At 72.1% G+C, this 23,349-nt stretch carries 24 protein-coding genes; 20 read left to right on the forward strand and 4 right to left on the reverse strand.

Features of this window, described 5'->3' with window-relative positions; all coding sequences use genetic code 11:
- Positions 1–59: 59 nt before the first annotated feature.
- The 14 genes from ABZS58_RS16620 to ABZS58_RS16685 all read left to right on the forward strand — a co-directional run bounded on the left by ABZS58_RS16620 (position 60) and on the right by ABZS58_RS16685 (position 12,386).
- On the forward strand, positions 60–1,310 hold the full coding sequence (locus ABZS58_RS16620) for a transglycosylase SLT domain-containing protein (protein WP_354782151.1): 1,251 nt from the start codon (positions 60–62) through the stop codon (positions 1,308–1,310).
- Positions 1,307–3,901 (forward strand): flagellar hook-length control protein FliK, encoded by a 2,595-nt coding sequence (locus tag ABZS58_RS16625; RefSeq protein WP_354782153.1) that lies wholly within the window; start codon positions 1,307–1,309, stop codon positions 3,899–3,901. The genes ABZS58_RS16620 and ABZS58_RS16625 overlap by 4 nt, the downstream gene beginning before the upstream one ends.
- A gap of 95 nt (positions 3,902–3,996) precedes the next feature.
- A complete protein-coding gene (locus ABZS58_RS16630) occupies positions 3,997–4,422 on the forward strand; it encodes a flagellar hook capping FlgD N-terminal domain-containing protein (RefSeq protein ID WP_354782155.1) in 426 nt (141 codons plus the stop codon).
- Positions 4,423–4,437: 15 nt separating this feature from the next.
- Positions 4,438–5,661, forward strand: coding sequence for a flagellar hook protein FlgE (locus tag ABZS58_RS16635; protein ID WP_354782157.1), 1,224 nt, complete (start codon positions 4,438–4,440; stop codon positions 5,659–5,661).
- A gap of 164 nt (positions 5,662–5,825) precedes the next feature.
- On the forward strand, positions 5,826–6,110 hold the full coding sequence (locus ABZS58_RS16640) for a flagellar FlbD family protein (RefSeq protein WP_354782159.1): 285 nt from the start codon (positions 5,826–5,828) through the stop codon (positions 6,108–6,110).
- A 3-nt stretch (positions 6,111–6,113) separates the two neighbouring features.
- Positions 6,114–6,887, forward strand: coding sequence for a flagellar motor protein (locus ABZS58_RS16645; RefSeq protein ID WP_354782161.1), 774 nt, complete (start codon positions 6,114–6,116; stop codon positions 6,885–6,887).
- A 79-nt stretch (positions 6,888–6,966) separates the two neighbouring features.
- Positions 6,967–7,881 carry a flagellar motor protein MotB gene (locus tag ABZS58_RS16650; RefSeq protein WP_354782163.1) on the forward strand — a complete coding sequence of 305 codons (915 nt, stop codon included), beginning with the start codon at positions 6,967–6,969 and terminating at the stop codon, positions 7,879–7,881.
- An 11-nt stretch (positions 7,882–7,892) separates the two neighbouring features.
- The gene (locus ABZS58_RS16655) at positions 7,893–8,348 is read left to right on the forward strand and encodes a flagellar basal body-associated FliL family protein (protein ID WP_354782165.1); all 456 of its coding nucleotides are present in this window, start codon (positions 7,893–7,895) and stop codon (positions 8,346–8,348) included.
- Between the two features lie 97 nt (positions 8,349–8,445).
- The gene (locus ABZS58_RS16660; RefSeq protein ID WP_354782167.1) at positions 8,446–9,471 is read left to right on the forward strand and encodes a flagellar motor switch protein FliM; all 1,026 of its coding nucleotides are present in this window, start codon (positions 8,446–8,448) and stop codon (positions 9,469–9,471) included.
- Positions 9,468–10,217: a flagellar motor switch protein FliN gene (fliN, locus tag ABZS58_RS16665; RefSeq protein WP_354782169.1), complete on the forward strand. Its 750-nt coding sequence runs from the start codon at positions 9,468–9,470 to the stop codon at positions 10,215–10,217. Before ABZS58_RS16660 ends, fliN begins: the two co-directional genes overlap by 4 nt.
- A gap of 51 nt (positions 10,218–10,268) precedes the next feature.
- Positions 10,269–10,571, forward strand: a complete 303-nt coding sequence (locus tag ABZS58_RS16670) for a flagellar biosynthetic protein FliO (protein WP_354782171.1) — start codon at positions 10,269–10,271, stop codon at positions 10,569–10,571.
- A complete protein-coding gene (gene fliP, locus ABZS58_RS16675; RefSeq protein WP_354782173.1) occupies positions 10,568–11,329 on the forward strand; it encodes a flagellar type III secretion system pore protein FliP in 762 nt (253 codons plus the stop codon). Before ABZS58_RS16670 ends, fliP begins: the two co-directional genes overlap by 4 nt.
- A gap of 15 nt (positions 11,330–11,344) precedes the next feature.
- On the forward strand, positions 11,345–11,620 hold the full coding sequence (fliQ, locus tag ABZS58_RS16680; protein WP_354782175.1) for a flagellar biosynthesis protein FliQ: 276 nt from the start codon (positions 11,345–11,347) through the stop codon (positions 11,618–11,620).
- Positions 11,613–12,386 carry a flagellar biosynthetic protein FliR gene (locus tag ABZS58_RS16685; RefSeq protein ID WP_354782177.1) on the forward strand — a complete coding sequence of 258 codons (774 nt, stop codon included), beginning with the start codon at positions 11,613–11,615 and terminating at the stop codon, positions 12,384–12,386. Before fliQ ends, ABZS58_RS16685 begins: the two co-directional genes overlap by 8 nt.
- 226 nt (positions 12,387–12,612) lie before the next feature.
- Here ABZS58_RS16685 and ABZS58_RS16690 read toward each other — a convergent pair whose 3' ends face one another.
- From ABZS58_RS16690 to flhA, 3 genes are read right to left on the reverse strand one after another with little or no spacing between them, the layout of a single operon-like run.
- Positions 12,613–12,909, reverse strand: a complete 297-nt coding sequence (locus ABZS58_RS16690; protein WP_354782179.1) for a hypothetical protein — start codon at positions 12,907–12,909, stop codon at positions 12,613–12,615.
- A 10-nt stretch (positions 12,910–12,919) separates the two neighbouring features.
- On the reverse strand, positions 12,920–14,638 hold the full coding sequence (locus ABZS58_RS16695; protein ID WP_354782181.1) for a hypothetical protein: 1,719 nt from the start codon (positions 14,636–14,638) through the stop codon (positions 12,920–12,922).
- A complete protein-coding gene (gene flhA / locus ABZS58_RS16700; protein WP_354782183.1) occupies positions 14,628–16,673 on the reverse strand; it encodes a flagellar biosynthesis protein FlhA in 2,046 nt (681 codons plus the stop codon). Before flhA ends, ABZS58_RS16695 begins: the two co-directional genes overlap by 11 nt.
- A gap of 104 nt (positions 16,674–16,777) precedes the next feature.
- Here flhA and ABZS58_RS16705 point away from each other — a divergent pair, with 104 nt between their 5' ends.
- From ABZS58_RS16705 to ABZS58_RS16715, 3 genes are read left to right on the forward strand one after another with little or no spacing between them, the layout of a single operon-like run.
- Positions 16,778–18,022: an HDOD domain-containing protein gene (locus ABZS58_RS16705; protein ID WP_354782185.1), complete on the forward strand. Its 1,245-nt coding sequence runs from the start codon at positions 16,778–16,780 to the stop codon at positions 18,020–18,022.
- Positions 18,022–19,101 carry an EscU/YscU/HrcU family type III secretion system export apparatus switch protein gene (locus ABZS58_RS16710; RefSeq protein WP_354782187.1) on the forward strand — a complete coding sequence of 360 codons (1,080 nt, stop codon included), beginning with the start codon at positions 18,022–18,024 and terminating at the stop codon, positions 19,099–19,101. Before ABZS58_RS16705 ends, ABZS58_RS16710 begins: the two co-directional genes overlap by 1 nt.
- Positions 19,102–19,111: 10 nt before the next feature.
- Complete coding sequence (locus tag ABZS58_RS16715; RefSeq protein ID WP_354782189.1) at positions 19,112–20,236, forward strand: geranylgeranyl reductase family protein; 1,125 nt, start codon at positions 19,112–19,114, stop codon at positions 20,234–20,236.
- On the opposite strand, the gene ABZS58_RS16720 is transcribed toward ABZS58_RS16715, so the two are convergent.
- Complete coding sequence (locus ABZS58_RS16720) at positions 20,223–20,582, reverse strand: hypothetical protein (protein WP_354782191.1); 360 nt, start codon at positions 20,580–20,582, stop codon at positions 20,223–20,225. The genes ABZS58_RS16715 and ABZS58_RS16720 overlap by 14 nt on opposite strands.
- Here ABZS58_RS16720 and ABZS58_RS16725 point away from each other — a divergent pair.
- From ABZS58_RS16725 to ABZS58_RS16735, 3 genes are all read left to right on the forward strand, one after another.
- The gene (locus ABZS58_RS16725) at positions 20,575–20,742 is read left to right on the forward strand and encodes a hypothetical protein (RefSeq protein WP_354782193.1); all 168 of its coding nucleotides are present in this window, start codon (positions 20,575–20,577) and stop codon (positions 20,740–20,742) included. The genes ABZS58_RS16720 and ABZS58_RS16725 overlap by 8 nt on opposite strands.
- A 56-nt stretch (positions 20,743–20,798) precedes the next feature.
- On the forward strand, positions 20,799–22,541 hold the full coding sequence (locus tag ABZS58_RS16730) for a bifunctional diguanylate cyclase/phosphodiesterase (RefSeq protein ID WP_354782195.1): 1,743 nt from the start codon (positions 20,799–20,801) through the stop codon (positions 22,539–22,541).
- 105 nt (positions 22,542–22,646) lie between these two features.
- On the forward strand, positions 22,647–23,324 hold the full coding sequence (locus ABZS58_RS16735) for a hypothetical protein (RefSeq protein WP_354782197.1): 678 nt from the start codon (positions 22,647–22,649) through the stop codon (positions 23,322–23,324).
- Positions 23,325–23,349 lie beyond the last annotated feature (25 nt).

Consider the following 23,349-nt stretch of genomic DNA (forward strand, 5'->3'; position numbering starts at 1 on the left):
GGGCATCAGCGGATCGGCACCGGGCCGGGCCGGCGCCGGAGCACAGTGGAGGCGGCGGCATGACGGTGTACGAGGCGCAGGCCCGCATAGCGGAGATCCGCAGCCGGATCGGGCTCGGCGCGCCCATGACGACCGGCGGCGGGGACGCGTTCGCCGCCACCCTGCAGTCCACATTGGACAGCTCCCGGTCCGTCACGGGCACCGCGGTCGTGGACGCGGCGAAACGGTACCTGGGCACGCCGTACGTCTTCGGCGGCACGAACCCGGAGAGCGGCCTGGACTGCTCGGGCCTCGTCCAGCGGGTCTACGCCGACCTGGGCGTCAAGCTGCCCCGCGTCGCCGAGGACCAGGCCCGCGAGGGCACCGCGGTGCCGGACATGGCCCACGCCCGCTCCGGTGACCTGCTCGCCTTCGGCAACCCGGTCGACCACATCGGCATCTACGCCGGCGGCGACAAGATGATCGTCGCCCCGCACACCGGCGACGTGGTGAAGATCCAGCAGGTGTACGAGACGCCGTCCGCCATCCGCCGGATCGTGCCCACGACGTCCCTCGACCCGTCCTTGCCGGGTGGCTTGCCGGGTGGCTCGCCCGGTGGGCTGTCTGGTGCCTTGTCCGCGGCGGCCCTGACCGGCGCGCTGTCGGGCGGCCTGGCCGGCGGGTCCGCCGGTCCGGGCGGTGCCCTTGGCGGCGGGTCGGGTTCTCTGGCCGGGGCCCTGGGCGGCGGGTCAGGCTCCCTGGCAGGGATGCTGGGCGGCGCATCGGGCTCGTTGGCCGGGGCGCTGGGCGGTGGGTCGGGCACGCTGGGCGGTGGGTCGGCCGCGGCTCTGGCGATGTCGGCGGCCGGGGCGCGGGCCGGGTCGGCGCCTGCCGCGTCGATGGCTGCGTCAGCGACGATGCGGCCCGCGGCGCTGACCGGCGTGCCGTACGCGGACCTGTTCCAGCGGGCGGGCGCGAAGTACGGCCTGTCACCCGCCCTCCTCGCCGCGGTCGCCAAGGTCGAGTCCGGCTACAACCCCGCCGCCGTCAGCAGCGCCGGCGCGCAGGGCCTCATGCAGATCATGCCGGCCACGGCGCGCGGCCTCGGCGTCAACGCCCTCGACCCGGCACAGGCCGTCGACGGCGCGGCCCGGATGCTGTCGGCCAACCTCGAACGCTTCGGCTCGATCGACCTGGCCCTCGCCGCCTACAACGCGGGCGGCGGCGCGGTCAGCCGGTACGGCGGCATCCCACCCTTCGCACAGACCCAGGCCTACGTCCCGAAGGTGAAGGCCGCCATGGAGCAGCTCGCGGGAAGGGGCTTCGCGTGACCGCCCCGCTCGACGCGACCCGCCCGCCGGGCACCGCCAGGTCCGCCGATCCGGCGCCCGCGACCGGCCCGTCGGACGCGTTCACCGCCGCCCTGGCCGCCGCCGTCACCCGCGGCCGCTCCTCCAAGGCCGCCCGCGACCGTCACCCAGACACCACCCACGACAGGCCCCACGACAGGCCCTACGACAGGGACCGCGGCTGGGACCGGACGCAGGACCGGGTGCAGGACCGGGTTAACGACCGCGTGCAGGACCGCGTGCAGGACCGCGTGCAGGACCGCGTGCAGGACCGCGTGCAGGACCGCGTGCAGGACCGGGTTAACGACCGGAGGCAGGACCGGGTGCAGGACCGGCGCCCTGCGGTCCGGGACCGGCGCGTCCAGGACGAGCGGGACCGCGCCCCCGAGTCGGACACCCTCGCCTCCACCGTCGCGGCCCAGCAGCGCCGCGATGCCGTGGTGCGACACCCGGACCAGGACCGCCCGCGGGAGCCGCACGACGCCACCGCCGCGCCGGTCCGGGGCGCGGCTCCGGGCACGGACAGCGAACCCGCTCCGGCGAAGCGACCGGCCACCGGCCAGCGGACCGATGTGCCCACCGCCGGGGCTCTCGTCCAACGGCCCCTGGAAGCGATGCTCAGGACCGCCGCCGCCCGGGCCACCACGACCGAGGTGACCGTGCCGCTCGTCGCGGCCGAGGTGCCCCCGCCGGTGATCCCCCAGCTCGCGCCACGGTCCGCGACGCTGTCCCAACCGCAGCCCGCCTCCCAGGCCGCACTCCAGGCCTTGCTCCGGGCCGCTTCCCAGACCGCGCCCCAGCCCGTATCCCAGCCCGTATCCCAGCCCGTATCCCAGCCCGTATCCCAGCCCGTATCCCAGGCAGCGCCCCAGGTCGTGGACCAGGTCGCGGTCCAGCCCGTATCCCAGCCCATGTCCCAGGCCGCGCCTCAGCCCGTTTCCCAGGCCGTATCCCAGGCAGCGGTCCAGGCCGCGCCCCAGGCGGTCCAGGCGGCGCAGGCGGTCCAGGCGGTCCAGGCGGCGCAGGCCGGGCAGGCGGCGCAGGCCGGGCAGGCGGCGCAGGCCGGGCCCTCGGCGGTCACGGTGGCGGTGGTGCGGCCCGGCACGGCGCCCGAGGTGCGGGCCGACGCCCGGACCGCGCCGGCGGTGCCCGCGGAGGTCCGGCCGGAGCTGGGTGCGTGGACCAGCGACCCGCTCCCGGGCGCAGGGCTCGCCACCCCGGAGCCGGTGACCGCTGCCGCCGCCACTGCGGTCCAGACCACGACGGCTCAGACCGTCGCGGGCCGGACCGCCACGGACCAGACACCTGAGCTGCGGAGCACCGCGGTCCGGAGCACGGCACCGCGGACCGGCCCGGAGCCGGCCGAGGTCCCGCGGGCCGTCGTGCCCGCGGCGGCGCCGGCCACCGCGCCGGCCACCGCTCGGCCGGCCGTCCCGTCGCCGGCCGCGGTCACCGCGCAACCGGCCGATGCGAGTCCGCCCGCCGCGGTTCCGGTGCCGGCGGTGGTCACCACACCGCCGTCGTCCGCGCCGTCCCCGCAGCAGCAGGGCGACCAGGTTCCGCAGCTCGCCCAGGCCGCTGGTCAGGGGCCGCAGGTCAGCCAGGCCGCCTACGGGTCGCAGGGCAGCCCGCACACCCATGCCGTGGGCCAGGCCGCGCCGGCCACCGGCCAGGTGGACGGCCAGAGCAGCCCGAACGCCGCGCCGGTCGCCGCGGATGCGGGCCGGGTCGTGGCCGGTGGCGAGGTCCGGACGGGCGGCCGGCACCCGGCCGGGTCCGGCACCCAGGTGGACCCGCGGCAGCCGCTGCCCCAGTCCGCCGCGGTGCCGCTCGGCGCGGCGATCGCCACCGCGCAGCCCACCGCGGCAGTGCCCGAGCCCGCCACCGGTGCCGCCGAGCAGCCGACGGCCGGGACGGGTGGCGTGCCGCAGGTCGTGGCGCAGCAGGCCGCGCAGAGTGCCCAGAGCACCCTCGCGGGCGACGGGCAGGGGCGTGGACAGAGCGGCACGGACGGCAGGAGCGGCCACACCCGGCAGCCGGCACCGGTCGAGGACGCTGCGGGCGGGCCGGTGGTGACGGTACCGACGCCGCTGCCGCAAACGGCTCAGCCTGTCCTGGCCCCGTCGGCTCCGGCGCAGGCACAGGCCCCGACGCAGGCGCCCCTGGGAGTGCAAGTGGCGCAGGTGGCGATGGTGCTGACGCCGCTGCGGAAGGGGCCCGACGGGGTCCACCGGATGACGATCCAGCTGAGCCCCGGGGACCTGGGGCAGGTCAGCATCGTCGCGGAGGTGCGTGACGGCACGATCGCCGTGCAGCTGGCGGCGGGCAGTGACGCGGCGCGGGCGGCGTTGCAGGCGGCGCTGCCGGACCTGCGGCAGGACCTGCGCGACGCCGGGTTCTCCCAGTGCTCGCTGGATCTGCACCAGGACGCGAACCGGCCGGGCAACCAGTCGCAACAGTTCTCAGGTTGGCAGTCGCAGCGTCGATCTCAACAGCAGGCACCCGAGCCGCAACCGGTCGAACCGGTCAGCGACCCGGACGGCCTGGACAGCACTGTCGACGTGCGCATCTAGGAGGGGGTTCCGCCATCACCACCCCGACGACGCCCGTCAGCGGCACCGTCGGCGACTACGTCCCGAAGCCGGTCCCTGGCAACGTCAGTGACTACGTGCCGAAGACGAACGCGCCGGGCGATGTCGCGAAAACCGGCGGCACGAAGAAGGACGAGCCCGCGAAGCCCGGCGGTGACCTGGGCAAGGACGCGTTCCTGAAGCTGCTCGTGGCGCAGCTGAAGTATCAGGACCCGATGAAGCCGATGGACAACTCGGAGTTCCTGGCGCAGACGGCGCAGTTCACCACGGTCGAGAAGCTGTCCGATCTGGCGACGATGGAGCAGAGCCTGCTCACCGCCCAGCTCCAGCTCGGCGCGAGCAACCTGATCGGCAAGACCGTCGCGTACACCGACAAGGACGGCAAGGCGCAGTCCGGTGTGGTGACCGCGGCGGCGTTCTCGGGCAACAGCCCCACCCTGCGGGTCGGCGACACGGATGTCGCACTCGGTGCGGTCAAGGAAGTCCGCAACCCGGCATCCTGAAAGGACCCCTCCCTCATGCTCCGCTCACTCTTCTCCGGCATCAGCGGTCTGCGGGCACATCAGCAGATGATGGATGTCACCAGCAACAACATCGCCAACGTCAACACCGTGGGGTTCAAGTCGTCGCAGGTGGTGTTCGAGGACACGCTGAGCCAGATGATGCGGGCCGCGGGCGCGCCGCAGCAGGGGCAGGGCGGCACGAACCCGGCGCAGGTCGGCCTGGGTGTCCGGCTCGGCGCGATCAACACCAGCTTCGTGCAGGGGTCGGCGCAGACGAGCGGCCGGGCGACCGACGTGATGATCTCCGGTGACGGGTTCTTCATCGTCAACTCCGTCGACGAGATGCTCTACACGCGGGCCGGGGCGTTCAACTTCGACGCCGAGGGCAAGCTGGTCACGCCGACCGGCGCCGCGGTGCAGGGCTGGCCGGCGGTGAACGGCTCGGTCAACACCAACGCGCCGATCGGTGACATCCGGCTCCCGATGGGCACGCTGATCGCGCCGAACGCCACGCGCAACATGGTCCTCGCCGGTAACCTGCCGGCCGACGCGCCGGTGAACACCTCGATCCCGCGTTCGATCAAGACGTACGACGTGCAGGGCAACGTGGTCATGCTGACGTCGACGTTCACGCTGACCGCCGGCGGGTGGGAGGTGGTCGTCAGCGACGGCACCACACCCTCGGCGCCCGCCAGCCTGACGTTCCTGCCGAACGGGCAGATCAACGCGCCGACGTACACGGACTCCAACGGCAACACGAAGATCGGTCTGCTGTACGACCCGGACAGCGACGGCATCGGCGTCGAGGTCGACCTGGCGGGCCTGACGGAGTACACCGGCAACACGACGGTGAGCCCGCTGAGCCAGAACGGCTCGCCGGCGGCGACCCTGCAGTCGTTCAGCATCAACCCCGACGGTCAGCTGGTCGGCGTGTTCTCCAACGGCAACAAGCAGACGGTCGCGCAGCTCGCCCTCGCGAACTTCAACAACCCGCCCGGCCTGGAGAAGGTCGGCGACTCGCTGTACCGCTTCACGGTGAACTCGGGTCTGGCGCAGGTGGGCGTCGCCGGGACGGTGGGTCTCGGCACGTTGCAGAGCGGTCAGGTGGAGATGTCCAACGTCGACCTGGCGCAGGAGTTCACCAACCTGATCGTGGCCCAGCGCGGCTTCCAGGCGAACTCCAAGGTGATCAGCACGTCCGACGAGGTGCTGCAGGAGCTGGTGAACCTCAAGCGGTAACCGGACATCCAGCTCGCAAAGGCCCGCCATTCGTGGCGGGCCTTTGTTTTAGCACCTCCACGGCAACCGTCAACTCCTCACCTGTCGGCCGAACGGTCCGATGTGAAATCCGAAGGCACCACGGAGGGGCCTGGCCCATTACCACCAAGGACGGGAGCGCGTCGATGATCCTGCTGACCAGACTCAACGGCCCGGTGTTCGCCCTCAACCCCGACCTGGTCGAGCGGGCCGACTGCACCCCTGACACCGTCGTGACCCTGGTCGACGGCACGAAGTACCTGATCGCCGAGTCGTTGCCGGAGCTGGTGGCGCTGATCCGCCAGTACCGCGCGCAGGTGGTCGTCGACGCGCAGGAGCTCGTCGGGCAGACCTCGGCGGAACGTGCCGAGGACGCCCGCGAGCGCGTCAAGGAGACCAACGTCGTCCATCTCCACCGTCGGGAGCGCTGACACATGGATCCGGCAACCATCGTCGGGATCGTGCTCGCCTTCATCGCGATCTTCGTCTCGATGATCCTCGAAGGCGGCAGCCCCGGCTCCATCTTCCTGTTGCCCCCGCTGATCCTGGTCTTCTTCGGCACCCTCGGCGCGGCGATGGCCGGCGGCATGCTGAAGGACACGATCGCCCTCGCGGACTCGTTCAAGCGGGTGCTGCTGGGCAGCGTCGGGACCGCCGACGCGCTCGTCGACGACATCGTGAAGCTCGCCGAGAAGGCCCGCCGCGAGGGTCTGCTGGCCCTGGAGGACGCGATGAAGGAGGTGCAGGATCCGTTCCTCAAGAAGGGCCTGCAGCTCGCCATCGACGGCACGGACTCCGAGGAGCTCGCGGCGATCCTCGAGGCCGAGGTCGACGCGAAACGCAAGGCCGACAAGCAGGCCGCGTCGTTCTTCACCGCCATGGGTGGCTACGCGCCGACGGTCGGCATCATCGGCACGGTCATCGGCCTGATCCACGTACTGGAGAACCTGAGCCAGCCGGACAAGCTCGGTCACCTCATCGCCGGCGCCTTCGTGGCGACGCTCTGGGGAGTTCTCTCAGCCAACGTCATGTGGCTGCCGATGGGAGCCAAGTTGAAACGGCTGTCCGAGCTCGAATGCGCACAGATGGAGCTCGTGATCGCCGGCATCATCAATATCCAGGCCGGGGCCAACCCCCGCCTGGTCGCACAGAAACTTCGGAGCCTGCTGCCGCCCGGCAGCGTCACTGACAAGAAGGAGGCCGCCTGATGAGTGAGCGGAGCGAACGAATCATGTCACAGCGCGCCTCGGAGCCTCGTGGCGCCGGCGAGCGTAGCGAGGTGGCGGCATGAGCGGAGGTGCACACGCTGCCAAGGGCGGCAAGCAGGGGATGCACGCCAAGGGCAAGAAGCACGCGGCGCACGACGAGGAGCACGAGAACCACGAGCGCTGGCTGGTCAGCTACGCCGACATGATGACGCTGCTGATGGTGCTCTTCATCGTGCTGTTCGCCATCAGCCAGGTCGACCAGAAGAAGTTCGCCGAGCTCAAGAACGGCCTGGCGGTCGGCTTCGGGTCCCCGTCGGTGGCGTTCGACGGCGGCGAGGCTTCGCTCATGGAGTCCTCCGACAGCGACTCCCCGATGGACATGTCATCGGGCATCGGCGGCACCACCAGCGACGCGACGGCGGTCCAGGAGGCCGTGGCGGCCAAGGAGCGGGCGTCGGCGTCGGCCAAGCAGAAGGCCGCGCAGCAGGAGGTCGCGAACTTCGAGAAGATCAAGTCGCAGATCGAGGAGAGCCTGAAGAAGGACGGCCTCAGCGACGCGGTGAAGTTCACGGTCGACGAGCGCGGCCTGGTCGTCACGGTCGTCACCAGCGCGGTCGTGTTCGACGGCGGTGAGGCGCAGCTGCTGTCCGCCGGCCAGGAGATCATGAAGGGCATCGGCCCGGCCATCGCCGGCCTGCCGAACAAGATCGAGGTCGACGGCCACACCAACCAGCTGGCCGCGACGACCGGCGCCTACCCGAGCGGCTGGGAGCTGTCCAGCGCCCGCGCCTCGACCGTGGTCCGCTACCTGCACAGCAACGCCGGCATCGCCGAGAACCGCCTGCTGGCGGCGGGCTACGCCGACACCAAGCCGCTGTACCCGGCGAACGACCCGCGAGCGGCGTCGCTCAACCGGCGGGTGGAGATCATCGTCCTGTCGTCGCTTCCCGCCGACACCCGGGCGCTGCTGCCCTCGGCTTCCGAGAACAGCTGAGGAGCCCCTGGATGGCGAGCGAAGAGAAGCCGGCGGAGACCGAGGAAGCCCCCAGGAAGAGCAAGAAGAAGCTGATCATGATCATCGCGATCGTGTTGGTACTGCTCGGCGGCGGTGGCGGCGGATACTTCATGTTCAAGCCGTCCACCGCCACGGCGGAGCCGGAGCCCGAGCCGGGCGTGGTGGTGCCGCTGGACGCGATCACGATCAACCTGGCCGACGGGCACTTCCTGAAGCTGCGGCTGTCCCTGCAGGCCACCACGGCGGTCGCCGAGGCACCGGACGGCAGTAAGGCCCTGGACATCGCGATCGACCTGTACAGCAACATGGACATGGCCGAGCTGATGTCCAACGCGGAGCGGGAGCGCCTGAAGAAGGAGCTCAAGGACAAGATCGAGAAGGCGTACACGGTCGACAAGGAGAAAGAGATCATGGACGTGTACTTCACGTCGTTCGTGATCCAGTAGGCCCGAACCGGCGGATCTGGGGGTTTTCAAGGAAACCTCCAGGTCCGTTTCGGCCGTTTCACGTCAAGCTGCCCCCAAAAGGACCGATGGTAAGAGAGTGACGCAGTCAACGTCGGCGACCGGTAGCGGCCGCACGCCCGGCAAGATGAGCCGGCGCGGCGGCAAAAGCTCCGGTCCCGAGCCGTATGACTTCCGGCGTCCGACCAAGCTCAGCCGCGAACACATCCGGACACTCCAGATCTCCTACGAGACCTTCGCCCGCCAGTACGCGACACTGCTCACCACCAGCCTTCGGGCGGTGTCGCAGGTCAGCCTCATCTCGATCGAGCAGCTGACCTACGACGAGTACATCAGCGGCCTGTCCAGCCCGACCGTGGTCGCCATGTTCAGCATCGATCCCCTACCCGGCACAGCCATTCTGGAGTTCTCCCTGAGCACCGCCATGGCCTGCATCGACCACATGCTCGGCGGCCCGGGCGGTCCGCAGCCTCAACGACCACTGAGCGACATCGAGATGCCGTTGCTGCACGGCCTCATCGAGCGGACGCTCGGCGAGCTGCGCTACGCCTTCGAGGGCATCGTGGCGCTGCGGCCGGAGATGACCACGATCGAGTACAACCCGCAGTTCGCCCAGGCGGGCGCGACGTCCGACGCGGTCATCGTCGCGTCGTTCGAGATGCGGGTCGGCACCGAGGAGTGCGTGGCCAGCATCTGCCTGCCGTTCGGGTCGATCTTCCCGAAGCTGCAGGGCGAGCAGGGCAGCGCGGTGCTCACCGAGGCCCAGCGGCTGGCCCGGGAGGTCGCCTACCGCAACGTGGTGGCCGGCCTGGAGGGCGCGCCGATCGAGGTCGCGGTGCGCTTCCAGCCGGTCCGCATGCATCCCGCCGACCTGATCGGGCTGCGCCCGGGCGACGTGGTGCCGCTCGCCCACACCACCTCGACGCCCCTGGCGGTGACCACGGCGGACATCACGTTCGCCTACGCCGTCCCCGGCGCGCAGGGCAACCGTCTGGCCTGTCTCGTGGTGCCGAGCCCGCAGCCAGGTCAACGACCGACACACCGGCCCGCCGGACAGCCGGCCGGACAGCTCGGCCAGAACCGCGCTGAGGAGACCCGCCGATGACCATCGCCACCAACGAGGCCCTGCTGGCCCGCGCCGAGGCTGCCGCTCAGGCCGCCGTGGCGCTGCTGCCCGCCAGCTCCCCGCTCTCGGTCGGTGTGCCCACTACCAACGTCGACGAGCTCGCGATCGACGGCCAGGCGATCCGCGCCAGGTTCGCCGGCACCGCGCAGGGCGAGGTCGCCATCGTCGTCACCCAGGACCTGGTCGAGGCCCTCGCGAACTCCCCCATGGGCGCCCTGGACCTGAGCCAGGCCGTCCGGCCCGCCCTGGAGGCCGCCGCGACCACCGTCGGCCCGGTCGTGGTCGACCCGGGCGAGGTGCTCCAGCCCGCCGACGCCATGGGACAGCTGATCGCCGCCGGCGGGGTCCTGGTGCCGCTCAGCACCGACGAGGGCACTGTCCACGCCGTCGTCGCGCTCGCCGTGGCGGTCGAGGTCACCGGCCCGGGCGGCGGCCGGGGCGAGGACGCGCGCGACGGCCGGGGCGACCGTGGCGGGCGGCCCGCCTTCGACCTCCTCCACGACGTCGAGATGGAGGTCACCGCCGAGCTCGGGCGCACCCGCATGAGCGTGCGGGAGCTGCTGTCCCTGGCGCCGGGCGCGGTGATCGAGCTCGACCGGGCCGCCGGTGGCCCGGCCGACCTGCTGGTCAACGGCCGGCTCATCGCCCGCGGCGAGGTGGTCGTGATCGACGAGAACTTCGGCATCCGGATCACCGAGATCGTCGGCCCGACGGATCGGGCCTAGGTACCCCTGACCATGTTCGAGCTGGCAATGCGCGTCCTGTGCTCACTCACAGTGGTTTTCGTACTACTCTGGGCGCTCGCGCGGCTGGCCCGGCGCGGGGTCGCCGGCCGCGGCGCCGGGCTGCTCACCGTGATCGCCCGCCAGCAGCTCAGCCGGGGCTCGTCGGTGGCGGTGGTCAAGGTCGCCGACCGGGCTCTGGTCCTCGGTGTCACCGACGCGGGCGTGTCCCTGCTCGCCGAGGCCGACGCGGAGCTGTTCGCCGAACCCCCGCAGCCGCAGACCCTTGCCGGATCGCCGCTGGCCGGGTCCCTGTTCTCGGCCGAGACATGGCGCTTCCTGCGGGGCCGGCGATGAGGCTCCTGCTGCCGGCCGCCTTCTTCACCGTCCTGCTGCTGCCGGGCAGTGCCCTGGCCGCGCCGACGCCGAAGCCGCCGGTGTCGCCGAGCCCGCCGGACGGCACGGTCAACATCGACGTCGGCGGCGTGCAGCCCAGCCAGTCGATCACCATCATCATCCTGCTGACGCTGCTGTCGATCGCGCCGTCACTGCTGCTGATGACGACGAGCTTCACGAAGGTCTTCGTGGTGCTGTCGATCACCCGCAACGCGCTGGGCCTGAGCAACGTGCCGCCCAACCAGGTGATCGCCGGCATGGCGCTGTTCGTCAGCCTCTTCATCATGTCGCCGATCATCGGCGAGGTGAACGACGTCGGGCTGCAGCCCTACCTGAAGGGAGAGAAGACCCAGGCGGTGGCGTTCAAGGACGGCGTCCAGCCGCTCGAGGCGTTCATGCTCAAGCAGACCCGCAAGGACGAGATCGCGCTCTTCACCAAGATCGCCGACCGGCCGCTGCCGAAGAACAAGGACGACGTGCCGCTGTCCACGCTGGTGCCGGCGTTCGTGCTGTCGGAGCTGCGGGCCGCGTTCATCATCGGCTTCGTCATCTACATCCCGTTCCTGGTCATCGACATGGTCGTCTCGGCCGCGCTGATGTCGCTGGGCATGATGATGCTGCCGCCGGTCACCATCGCGCTGCCGTTCAAGCTCCTCCTGTTCGTCCTGGTCAACGGGTGGGGGCTGATCCTCACCGCCCTCGTGGCCAGCTACCACTGAACGAGGTGTACCAGCATGACCGACACCAAGATCATCGAACTCAGCATGCAGGCGATGACGATCGCGGCGAAGCTCGGCGCGCCGATCCTGCTCACGGCGCTCATCGTCGGCTTCGCCATCTCGCTCTTCCAGTCCGTCACGCAGATCCAGGAGTCGACGCTGTCGTTCGTGCCGAAGGCCGCGGCGATCGGGCTCGCGCTGCTGTTCGCCGGCAACTGGATGCTGCACGAGATGATCACCTACACCGAGCAGCTGTACGCCCAGATCCCCGATCTGATCAAGGGTGCCTGACACCTACACCGTGCCGCTGAGCACGGTCCTGGCGATCCTGCTCGGCTCGATCCGGGCCGGGGTGTGGCTGATGCTGTGCCCACCGTTCAACAACCGGGGCGCGCCGTCGACGGTGAAGGTGCTGCTGTCGCTGGCGATCGCGCTGCCGCTCGCGCCGAAGCTCGCCCCGCAGGTGCCGGCCGACATGTCAGCCCCGCTGCTGCTCGCCAACGCCGCGGAGCAGGCGGTCGTCGGCGCCTCGCTGGCGTTCATCACGGCGCTGCTCTTCGCCGCGGTCCAGGTCGCCGGCAACCTCGTCGACCTGGTCGGCGGTTTCAGCCTGGCGTTCTCGATGGACCCGTTCTCGTTGCAGGGCAACGCCGTCTTCGGCCGCTTCTACAACCTGATCGGCATGGCGCTGATGTTCGCCACGGACTCTCACCAGCTGATCCTGCGGGGGTTCGCCCGGTCGTACACGGCGATCCCGTTGAACGACGCGTTGTCGCTGAAGACGTTCACCGAGATCATCAGCAACGGCCTGGGCGAGATGTTCCTGGCGGGGCTGCAGATCGCGGCGCCGCTGATCGCGATCATGCTCGCCGTCGACGTCGCGCTGGGCCTGCTGACCCGCGCCGCGCCGGCGCTCAACCCGTTCTCGTTCGGCTTCCCCGCGAAGGTGCTGCTGACCTTGACGGTGGCGGGCACCGCGATGATGCTCCTGCCCAACGCGGTGGCCAACCTGACCGACCGCTCGATCACCCTGGTCCTGCGCCTGCTGGCCGCCTGACCCACCCGCGCCGCGCGTCCCACGCCGCGCCACCGCTCCCGTTTCCCGCGCTGCGCCACCGCTCCCGCGCTGTGGCCTCCGCGCCGCGCCACGCCACCGCTCCCGCGCCGCGCCACCGCTCCCGCGCCGCGCTGCCGTTCCGGGCCGCGCCGCTGCCTTCCGCGCCGGGTGGCCGCTCCGGCCACCGCCCGGCGCCGCGCGCGTGAAGTCTGCCGCCCGCGCGGCCTCAGGTGGCGTCTTCCGAGCGGCGCTGGGGGAAGGGTTCGCCTGCGACGGCTTCGGCCCGCAGTGGTTCGTCGCCGCTGGCGGGGTCCGTGTCCGTGGCCTGTTTCCTGCGGTCGTCGGGTTTGCCGTAGCCGCGGGTCACGAGCCGGAACACGGCGAGCATCACGGCGGCGACCGGCACGGCGATCAGCAACCGCAGCAGCCCGGTCTCCACGTCGAGCGCGTGGGTGACGAAGGTGGCGTACAGGGCGGGCGACGAGATCAGCAACGCGAGGGACAGCGTGGAGAACCGCGCCATGCCGAGCATGTCAGCCGCCCACCAGGCTCAGCCGTTCGCAGAGCATCGCGGCCCACTGGAACGGTGTGGAGGGCCGGCCGTCGAGCAGCGCGACGGGCAGCCGCAGTGACAGCGGGCTCGCCGGGTCGCCGCTGGACATGGTGCCGCGCAGGCAGATCGCGTCGACGCGGCGCAGGCCCTGCAGGTGGTGCGCGACGTCGGAGGTCTTGCGGCTGGCGTCGACGACGACCCAGACGGCGACGGGCCGGACCGCTTCGACGATCGCGGCGGCCCAGGCGGATTCGTCCAGGGCGGCTTCGACGGCGACGACGCTGGGCGCGTCGGACTTGCGCAGCTTCTTCGCCCAGAGGCGGGCGTCGTGGGCGCCGGTGATGCGGCGTTTCCCGTCGATGCCCGCGGCGGCGGCGTTGCGGCCGGCGAACAGGATGTGGCCGGTGTCGAGGCGCTGGGCTTCGGCGACCCACCGGGCGACCTCGACGGCGTGGGTCGACTCGCCGACGACGATGAGCGTCTCGCCGGGGCCGTCGGGTGCGGGTTCCGCGACGGGCAGCGCGGCGAACGCGTCGACGACCGCGGTGTACGTGTCGGCGGCGTTGGCCCGGAACGCGATGTCGGTGGGCACGCCCAGCGACTGGAGCCGGCGGCCGAGCGCGGCCTGCCGTTCCGGTTTCTCCGCGGTGGTGCGTTCCCGCTCGGGTGCACGCTCGGCGGTGCGTTCGGCGTTGCGTTCCGCCGGCGCGGGCCGCTCCGGTGCGCGGTCCGCCGGCGCGGGCCGCTCGGGTGCGCGTTCGGCCGGCGCGGGCCGCTCGGGTGCGCGTTCGGCCGGCGCGGGCCGTTCGGGCGCGGCCGTCGCCTGCGCCGCCGCGGCCTGGGCCGCGGGGTGCGCGTTGTAGGCGCCGGCCAGCCGTTCGCTCGCGTCCGGTGTCCGCGGCTTCTCCACGGTGGCGGTGGCTTCAACAGGCATTGGGGACTCCTGCCAGAATTCGGTTTCAGGGTCGGACAGTGGGCGGGGCGGGTTCGGACGCGCGGGTGCGCGCCGTCGCGGGTCCATCCGCGTCTGTTCGGGCCAGATCCCCCCGTCGCCCGGGGCCGCGGGTGGCATGCTCCGGGGGTCGGCGGGCGGCGGCTGATACCGCTGCGGTTGCGGCAGATCGGGGCGCTGGTCGAAGCGCGGATCGGCGTTGACCTGCCGGACGCCGAGTTTGGCGATCGGCTGGTTGGCCGCCGGCCGGAACGGCCGCACCGACGGCGCCCCGGCGGGTGCCTCGGCCGGGGCGTCGGCGAGGAGCCGGTTGAGCGCGTCGGCGGCCGTCGGCGGCCGCGGCGGCCCGCTCTCCACTCCCCGGCCGGGGGCGGCGGGACCGCCCGCGCCACCGGGAAGCGGACCGGGGGCGCCGGGCACCAGCGGAACGCCGTCGCGGGCGTCGGCCAGGACATCGGCGAACGTCGGATTCCGGCCCTGCGATTCCGCGGCGTCCGCCAGCGCGGCCAGATCCTCGATACTCAGCGAGCGTTTCGGCGTGTCGGCTTTGCGGGGTGCCGGACCGGGTGGTTGAGTTGTCGCAACGGCATCGGGGACCTCGACCGTCAGCTCATATTTCTGAGTGCCGAAAAGGCCACCGACGCCGCCGGTGCGCACTTTTTCGGCCGAGACGATGACAGCGTCAGGCCCATGCTCGGCGCGGACCTGCGCGAGCAGTTCTTCGAGGTCACGACCCTCAAGCAGCAACCGGGTAGGCACCATTCACCACCCCAATGGTCTCAATCCGCAGCGTACTCCCGGCGATCTCTGAGTAAGACAGAACCGGCAAACGCGGTAGCGCCATCTGCACCAGTTTTCGCAGTGCGTTGCGCAGTTGCGGTGAGCACACGAGGACGGGGTTGACGCCGCGTTCCTCGCCGAGTTCGGTGATTCTGTTCAGGTCGGCGAGCATCGACTCGGCGCGCGCGGTGTCGATCAGCAGCTGCAGCCCGCTGTCGGTGGGCCGCAGCGATTCGAGCAGCTGCTGTTCGAGGCGCGGTTCGAGGGTGATCGCGGTGAGGGTGCCGTCCTGGGCGTGCCGGGCGGCGATCGCCGGGCCGAGCGACGCCCGCGCCGCCTCGACGAGCGAGTCGGGGTCGCTTCCCTGCTTCGCCTGCAGCGACAGCGACTCGAAGATGCGCACCAGGTCCCGGATCGGCACGCCCTCGTCGAGCATCGTCTGCAGGACGCGCTGGACCTGCCCGAGGCTGAGCGCCGACGGGGTCAGCTCCTCCACGACGACGGGGTGGGTGCGCTTGACGATCTCGGTGAGGGCACGGACGTCCTCGCGGCCGAGGAGGCGGCTGGCGTGCACCCGGACGATCTCCGCCAGGTGCGTGATGATGACCGACGCCCGGTCCACGACCGTGGCGCCGGTGAGGTCGGCCTGGTGGCGCAGCTCCGCGGGGACCCACTTGCCGGCGAGGCCGAAGACCGGCTCGACGCCGGCCCGGCCGGGCAGGAAGTCCAGGCCGTCGCCGATGGCCAGGACGGTGCCGGGCGGCGCCTGACCGCGGCCGACCTCGACGCCGCTGATGCGCACGGCGTACGTCGACAGCGGCAGCTCCAGGTCGTCGCGGGTCCGCACGGGCGGCATGACGATGCCGAGCTCCAGGGCGACCTTGCGGCGCAGGGCCCGGACGCGCTCCAGGAGGTCGCCGCCGCTGGCGTCGACGAGGTCGACGAGGTCCGGGGCGAGCGCAAGCTCGAGCGGGTCGACGCGCATCTCACCGAGCAGCGTCTCGGTCGGGTCCGGTGGTGGCGGCTCCGCCTCGGCGGCTGCGGCGGCCTCCTCCTCCGCCTCGGTGACCTGTTTCGGCAGGCGCTGGGCGATGATCAGCACCGCCGCGCCGACGAGCAGGAACGGCAGCTTCGGCAGCCCCGGGATGGCGCACAGGGCCAGGGCCGCGCCGCCGCCGATCTGCAGCGCGCGCTTGTTCTGGCCGAGCTGCTTGCTGACCGTGGCGCCCATGTCACCGTCGTTGGCGGACCGGGTCACGATGAGGCCCGTCGCCACCGACAGCAGCAGCGCCGGGATCTGCGAGACGAGACCGTCGCCGACGGACAGCAGCGAGTAGGTGGCGATCGCGTCGCTGGCCGACATGCCACGCTGCAGCATGCCGATCGCGAAGCCGCCGATGAGGTTGACCAGGGTGATGATGATGGCGGCGATCGCGTCGCCCTTGACGAACTTCGACGCGCCGTCCATGGCGCCGTAGAAGCTGGCCTCCGACGTGATCTCGGTGCGCCGTTTGCGGGCCGTCGCCTCGTCGATGAGGCCGGCGTTGAGGTCGGCGTCGATCGCCATCTGCTTGCCGGGCATGGCGTCGAGGGTGAAGCGCGCGCCGACCTCCGCGACGCGTTCCGCACCCTTGGTCACGACCATGAACTGGACGATGAACAGGATGAGGAAGATGACGAGGCCGACGATGAGCGAGCCGCCGACGACGAAGTGGCCGAACGCCTCGATAACGGCGCCGGCGAAGCCGTCGGTGAGCACGAGCCTGGTCGCGCTGATGTTGAGCGCCAGACGGAACAGGGTCGCGATCAGCAGCAGCGACGGAAACGAGGAGAACTCCAGGGGCCGCTTCACGTACATGCTGACCAGCACGATCACGAGGGCCAGGGTGATGTTCGCGGCGATGAGCGTGTCCAGCAGGAAGGCCGGCAGCGGCACGACCATCATGAGGATGATCAACACGATGCCGATGGGCACGACGTACTGCGACAGGCGTTTGGACACGCTCTCCTCGTCTTTCCGATGTGACGCGATCCCCTGATCGGTGCTGTACGGGTAGTTCTGAGGGTTTTCCTTTGGTTGCAGCGCCGGGTGCCGATCGTTGGAGCGTGCAGCCCGCAACGACCTCGACCCCAGACTCGACGCAGCTCGTCCACATCGGGCGGCAGCCGCTGTACGACTGGGCCGGCCACGTCGTCGGATACGAGCTGCTGTTCCGGGGCGCGGCAGACGAGGTCGAGGCGTCCCGGCGCAGCGCGTACGCGACGAGCCAGGTCATCGTCAACGCGTTCACCGAGTTCGGGCTGGAGCAGCTCGTCGGCGGCCGCAAGTGCTTCATCAACCTGACCCGCGACTTCCTCGTCGGCGACCTGCCGCTGCCGTTCGACCCGGACCACGCGATCCTGGAGATCCTGGAGACCGTCGAGATCGACGACGCGGTGCTCGCCGGGACCGCGCGGCTGGTGCAGCAGGGATACGAGATCGCCCTCGACGACTTCGTGTTCGGGCTCGGCCACGAGCGGCTGCTGGGCCTCGCCTCCTACGTGAAGCTCGACCTGCTGATCCGCGAGCCGGACGAGCTCGCCGAGGTCGTCGCCCGGTGCCGCCGCTTCCCCGGCATCAAGCTGGTCGCGGAGCGGGTGGAGATCGAGGAGCACATCCTGCTGGCGCAGCGGCTCGGTTTCGATCTGCTGCAGGGGTACGCCGTGGGCCGCCCCCAGGTGCTGACGGCGGTCGCCCTGTCGCCGTCGCGGTTGCGCCGGCTCGAGCTGCTCGGTGCGGTGACCGCGGAGGACGCCGACATCGCGAAGGTGTCGGCGATCGTGCAGAGCGACCCGGCGCTGTCCTACCGGGTGCTGCGGGCGACGAACTCGGCCGCGTCGGGGCTGCCGCGCAAGGTCGCGTCGGTCCGGGACGCGGTGGTGCTGCTCGGTTCGGCGAAGATCCGGCAGTGGGCGGCGCTGATGCTCGTCAGTGACGTGGCGGAGTCCGCGAGCGAGGACCAGCTGTCCACGACGATGGCCCGGGCGCGGCTGTGCCAGACCGTGGCGGAGCGGCTCGGGCTGCCGGGCGAGGCGGCGTTCACCGTCGGGCTGCTCGCCGGCGTCGCCGAGCTCATCTCGGAGCCGATCGCGGAGCTGGTCACCCGGCTGCCGCTGACGGTGGAGGTGGCCGACGCCCTCGTCGACGGGCACGGCCGGCTCGGCCAGGTGCTGTCGATCGTGCGGGCGTACGAGGTCGCCGACAGCGACGCCCTGGCGGCCGCCCCGGTGTCCTCGGCGGACCTGGCGAAGGCCTACCTGGCGGCGGTCGGCTGGTCGATGCGGACCATCGAGGGAGCCCTCGGCCGCTAGTGGCTGGCGAGAAGACCGAGCAGCCTACCGAGCAGAAGAAACGGCAGGCGCGGCGTGAGGGCAACCGGGCCCGCACGCCGGACCTCGGCGCGTGGGGCGGGGTGCTGCTGGCCAGCATGCTGCTGCCGTGGACGGCGCGCAACATCATGTCCCGGACGCAGGAGCTGTTCACGCGCAGCACGCAGGCGATGGTCGACCCGGAGCCGGCGGTGGCCCTCGGGCTGCTGAAGGACGGCGTGATGGACATCGCGATCCTGGCCGGGCCGATCACGGTGAGCCTGTTCCTGTTCGCGATCCTCGGCACCGCCGCCCAGGGCGGGCTGCGTCCGGCGACGAAGCAGCTCAAGCCCGACTTCAAGAAGCTCAACCCGCTCAAGGGCCTGAAGCGGACCTTCGGCGGGCAGGCCGCGTGGGAGAGCGTCAAGTCCCTCGCGAAGGTCCTCATCCTCGGGCTGGTCGTCTACAACACGATGCAGACGCTGATCCCGACGCTGCTCGGCGCGACGGCGATGCCGCTGCAGACCATCATCGGCCTGGTCGCCGACACCGTGCTCCAGGTCGTCCGGGTGGCCGCGGTGACCGGGCTCGTGCTCGCCTTCGCCGACTACTTCGTGGCGAAGCGGCGGGTCAACAAGCAGCTGAAGATGTCGAAGGAAGAGGTCAAGGAGGAGCACAAGAAGTCCGAGGGCGACCCGCACGTCAAGGGCCACATCCGCCAGCGGCAGCACGAGATGGCCCGCAGCCGCATGATGGCCGACGTGCCGAAGGCCGACGTCGTGGTCGTCAACCCCACCCATGTCTCGGTCGCGCTGCGGTACGACCCGACGAAGGGCGCGCCGCGCGTGGTGGCGAAGGGCCTGGGCGTGGTCGCGTTGAAGATCCGCGAGGTGGCCGGCGAGCACCGCGTGCCGATGGTCGAGGACGTGCCGCTCGCCCGGGCGCTGCACGGCGCCTGCGAGATCGGCGACGAGATCCCGGCCGAGTTCTTCGGCGCGGTCGCCCGGGTCCTCGCGTTCATCATGATGCTCAAGTCGAAGGGTTCCGCCGCGGGCGTGCACACCGTCCCGGAGCAACGCTAGCTTTGCTGGCATGGACGACTTCGACGTCGTGGTGGTCGGCGCCGGTCCCGCGGGTGCGGCGGCGGCGCTCGCCGCGCGGCGGGCCGGGGCGAGCGTGCTGCTGCTGGACAAGGCCGACTTCCCGCGGGACAAGCCCTGCGGCGACGGGGTCGCGCCGCACGCCCTCGACGTGCTCGCCGGGCTCGGGGTGACCGGCGTGGAGGACGGCTTCGCGCCGGTGCCGTCGCTGCGGCTCGTCGGGCCGGCGGGCGGGGCCGTCGCCAGGAGGCACGCCCGCCCGGCGTACACCATCCCGAGGCTGACCCTCGACCAGCGGATCACGGACGCGGCGGTGGCGGCGGGGGCGGTGCTGCGCCGGCACACCGTGCGCTCGCTCGAGGAGCGCGACTCCCGCGTCATCGTCGACGGGGTGGTGTCGGGCCGGGCGGTCATCGGCGCCGACGGCGCGTATTCGCTGGTGCGCAAGGCGCTCGGGCAGCCACCGAACGGCCCCGGCCACCTGGCGCTCGCCATCCGCGGCTACGCGCCCGTCCCGGAGGGGCCCGTCGAGCAGCGGATCGTGACCGCGTCGCAGCGGTGGCCGGCGTACGCGTGGGCCTTCCCCATCGGGGACGGCACCGCCAACATCGGCTACGGGGAGGTGCTGCGCGGCCGGTCGATCTCCCGGGCGCACCTGCTGGACCGGCTCGCCGCGCTGCTGCCCGACGTGGACACCGGCGCGGCGACCGGGCTGCGCGCGCACCATCTGCCGCTGTCGACGCGGCGCCCGGTGCCGGCCCGGGGACGGCTGCTGCTCGCCGGCGACGCGCTGTCGCTGATCAACCCCTTCACCGGCGAGGGCATCTTCTACGCGGTGCTGTCCGGCGCCCTGGCGGGTGCGGCCGCGGCGGCGCCCGGGCCCTCGCCGGACCGCCGCTACATCGCCGCGCTGCGCGCCCGGCTCGGCCGGCACCTTCGGCACTCGCGGGCGGCGGCGCTGCTCGGCGGCCGGCAATGGATCGTCAACGCCGCGGTGCGGGCCGCCGACGCACGGCAGGCGGTCTTCGACGACCTGATCGAGCTGGGCCTCGGCGACGGCACGCTGACCCCGCGCACGATCGGCGCGATCGCCCGGTCCACCGTCACGCGGCGGTGAGGTCGCCGGCCATCCGGGCGAGGGTGCGGACGGTGGTGAGGTAGTCCTCCTCCGGGACGCCACCGGCGGACCTTGCGGCGGATCGCGGCGATCGCCGCTCTGGCCCGCACTCCGGCGGCGGTGAGCGTGCCGTCCGGCGCGGCCCGGCCCCGGTCGGCGACGTCGACCCGGCGTCTTCGACGTCGTCGAAGGTCTCGCCGACCGCGCGACGGTGATGTCCGTCGCCGCCACCCTGGACGTGGCGCGACCCCGGGCGAGCAAGCTGGTCGCCGCCGCGGTCGAGGCCGGCTGGCTGCGCCGCGAGGCGCACCAGGACGACGGCCGCCCGGTCACTGCTGGTGCGCACCGCGGACGGGGTGGCGCTGTCCGAGCGGGTGCACGCCGCCCGGCGGGCCCGCTTCGCCGCCGCGACCTCGGACTGGTCCCCCGCCGACGTCGAGACGTTCGCCCAGCTCCTGACCCGCTTCGTCGCGGGGCTCACCGAAACGGCCGGACAACGGCACTGAGCGTCGATTCTTCAACGCTCCGTCGCACGGTAATCTTCGCGCCAGGGGTGATGCGGTTGACCGGCACCGACGGCCAGGACGATGTGCTCATCGAGCCTGCGCTGTCCGACCTCGCCCAGCGGTGGGTCACCGCCGTGCGCCGCACCAGCTTCCTCGACGTCGGCGCCGACGTGCTCCGCGAGCGCTTCGAAGGGCTCGTCGCCCGGCTCGCCGCCGTCCTGCGCGCCGAGCCGTTCGACCCCGCACCCGCGGCCGAGGCCGGCACGGCGCTCATCGACGTCGGGCTGTCCAGCCCGGAGGCGCTGCAGCGCTCCATCGCGGTCCTCGCCGCCCTGCCCGCCGCCGCGGACTTCAAGGCCGACGACGACCGGATCGGCGCGCTGCTCGGCGCGGTCGCGGCCGGCTTCACCCAGGCCGGCCGGCGGCGCATCCTCGCCGACCAGGAGCGCATCCGCCGCGCCTGGGCCAGGGCGCTCACCGACGCCGAGCACAGCCTCCAGCTCGAGCTGCACCACCAGGCGCACCACGACCCGCTGACCGGCCTGCCCAACCGGGTCCTGCTCTACCGGCACCTCACCGACACGATCGCCGAGGCCGGCGACCGCGACCGGATCGGGGTCTGCTTCCTCGACCTCGACGAGTTCAAGACCATCAACGACACGCTCGGCCACGGCTCCGGCGACCGGCTCCTCGTCGCCCTCGCCGACCGGCTGCGGGCCTGCGTCAACGGCGCCGGGCACTTCGTGGCCCGCGTCGGCGGCGACGAGTTCGTGGTCGTCGTGCGCGACTGCGGCGGCCCCGGCCAGCTGACCGAGCTGGCCGAGGCGATGCTCGCCGAGCTCAGCAAGCCGGTCCGCCTCGACGGCCACGAGCTGTCCGTGTCGGCGAGCATCGGCATCGTCGAGCAGCCGTGCCGGGGCGCCGAGCCCGAGGAGCTGCTGCGCGCCGCCGATGCCACCCTCTACCTGGCGAAGGAGGAGGGCCGCGCGCGGTATGCGCTCTTCGACGTCAAACGCAACGCGCAGCAGGTCCTGCGCTACGGCCTGACCGGCCGGCTCGCGGGCGCCCTCGACCGTGGCGAGTTCGAGCTGGTCTACCAGCCCCTCGTGGCACTGTCCGACAACCGGCTGCGCGGCGCCGAGGCGCTCCTGCGCTGGCGGCACCCCGACCTCGGCACCGTCTCACCCAACACGTTCATCCCCGTCGCCGAGCAGTCCGGCATGATCCACCCGCTGGGCCGCTGGGTGCTGCGCGAGTCGTGCCGGGTCGCCGCCGACTGGCAGCGCACCCACCCGGACACGCCGCTGCTCATCAGCGTCAACGTCTCGCCCCGCCAGTGCACCGATCCGCGCCTGCTCGACGACGTCCGGCACGCCCTGGCCGACACCGGCCTCGACCCGGCCAACCTGCAGCTGGAGCTGACCGAGACGGTGCTCATGCAGTCGACCGGCCAGCCGATCCAGACCCTGCGCACGATCGCCGACCTCGGGGTGCGCATCGTCATCGACGACTTCGGCATCGGCTACTCCAACCTCGCCTACCTGCGCCACCTCCCGGTGCACGGCCTCAAGCTGGCCGGCGCCTTCATGGCCGGCATCCGCTCCCTGGCCAGCGACCACGTCGACGAGCAGATCGTGGAGACGGTCATCCGCCTCGCGCACACCCTGCAGATGACCGTCACCGCCGAGGGCATCGAGACCGCCGATCAGGCTGCCCGCCTCGCCGCCCTCGGCTGCGACCTGGGCCAGGGCTGGCACTTCGGCCGCCCGGTGACCGCCGCGTCGATCCCGGGCCGCTAGGTGGTGTCTCGTGGATCAGCGCGGCCGGCGTCGCGGCCGGGCGTCGGCCCGCACTGATCCAGAGACACCCCGAGCGCCGAGAGTCGTTGCGTAGCATCACCTTCCGTGTGGTGGCGGGCGGCTTCGGCAGGTGTGGTCCTGGGTGGCCTCGCCTACGCCGCCGACTTCTGCCAGGGCCTGCTCGCCGTCGTGATGCTGCTGGTGTCGAGCAGCACGTTCGCCTGGGGCGCAGCCAGCTTGGCCTTCGGCTTCGCGGCCCGGGACCGCCGCGGCGCGATCGGCGCCGCGGTCACCGTCCTCGCCGTCGCCACGCTGGTCTACTACGGCATCATCCTCGCCGACGGCCACCGCTGGCGGGATGCCGTCGCCGACGGCGACGCCTTCCCCGGTGCGTCGAGCTTGGTGTCGGTGCTGACAGCGACCGCCTTCTGGACCGCCGCCTCGGTCGCCGGTGGGACGATGCTGGGCCTCCTCGGCCGGGCCATCCGCCGGGCCCGCCCCACTGTCGCGGCGCTCGCCGCGGGCTGCTCGTTCGCCCTGCTGGCCGGACAGGGCGCGGTCGCCGCCACGCGCGTCCACGCTCTCGGCGCCGGCTGGACCTGGCTCGTCGAGGGGGTCGCCGAGATCCTGCTCGCCGCCGCGCTGACCGCCACCCTGCTCGGCCGCGGCCCCGGACCGCACCGTTGGTGGACGTTCGCCGGCGCGGCCGTCGCGCTGCTGGCGGCGAGCCACGCCGTCTGGGTCCAGCTCGACACCATCCGCACCACCGGCGCCCTTTGGTGAGGTACCAGGCCGCGCTGACCCACGA

Source organism: Dactylosporangium sp. NPDC005555 (assembly GCF_040605635.1).
GTDB lineage: Bacteria > Actinomycetota > Actinomycetes > Mycobacteriales > Micromonosporaceae > Dactylosporangium.

Excerpts from the sequence above, each read along its gene's own strand:
- ABZS58_RS16640 (WP_354782159.1), top strand. The coding sequence starts at position 5,826 with ATGATCCTGCTGACCAGACTCAACGGCCCGGTGTTCGCCCTCAACCCC.
- ABZS58_RS16645 (WP_354782161.1), top strand. The coding sequence starts at position 6,114 with ATGGATCCGGCAACCATCGTCGGGATCGTGCTCGCCTTCATCGCGATC.
- fliQ (WP_354782175.1), top strand. The coding sequence starts at position 11,345 with ATGACCGACACCAAGATCATCGAACTCAGCATGCAGGCGATGACGATC.
- ABZS58_RS16650 (WP_354782163.1), top strand. The coding sequence starts at position 6,967 with ATGAGCGGAGGTGCACACGCTGCCAAGGGCGGCAAGCAGGGGATGCAC.
- fliP (WP_354782173.1), top strand. The coding sequence starts at position 10,568 with ATGAGGCTCCTGCTGCCGGCCGCCTTCTTCACCGTCCTGCTGCTGCCG.
- ABZS58_RS16635 (WP_354782157.1), top strand. The coding sequence starts at position 4,438 with ATGCTCCGCTCACTCTTCTCCGGCATCAGCGGTCTGCGGGCACATCAG.
- ABZS58_RS16690 (WP_354782179.1), bottom strand. The coding sequence starts at position 12,909 with ATGGCGCGGTTCTCCACGCTGTCCCTCGCGTTGCTGATCTCGTCGCCC.
- ABZS58_RS16715 (WP_354782189.1), top strand. The coding sequence starts at position 19,112 with ATGGACGACTTCGACGTCGTGGTGGTCGGCGCCGGTCCCGCGGGTGCG.
- ABZS58_RS16620 (WP_354782151.1), top strand. The coding sequence starts at position 60 with ATGACGGTGTACGAGGCGCAGGCCCGCATAGCGGAGATCCGCAGCCGG.
- fliN (WP_354782169.1), top strand. The coding sequence starts at position 9,468 with ATGACCATCGCCACCAACGAGGCCCTGCTGGCCCGCGCCGAGGCTGCC.
- ABZS58_RS16655 (WP_354782165.1), top strand. The coding sequence starts at position 7,893 with ATGGCGAGCGAAGAGAAGCCGGCGGAGACCGAGGAAGCCCCCAGGAAG.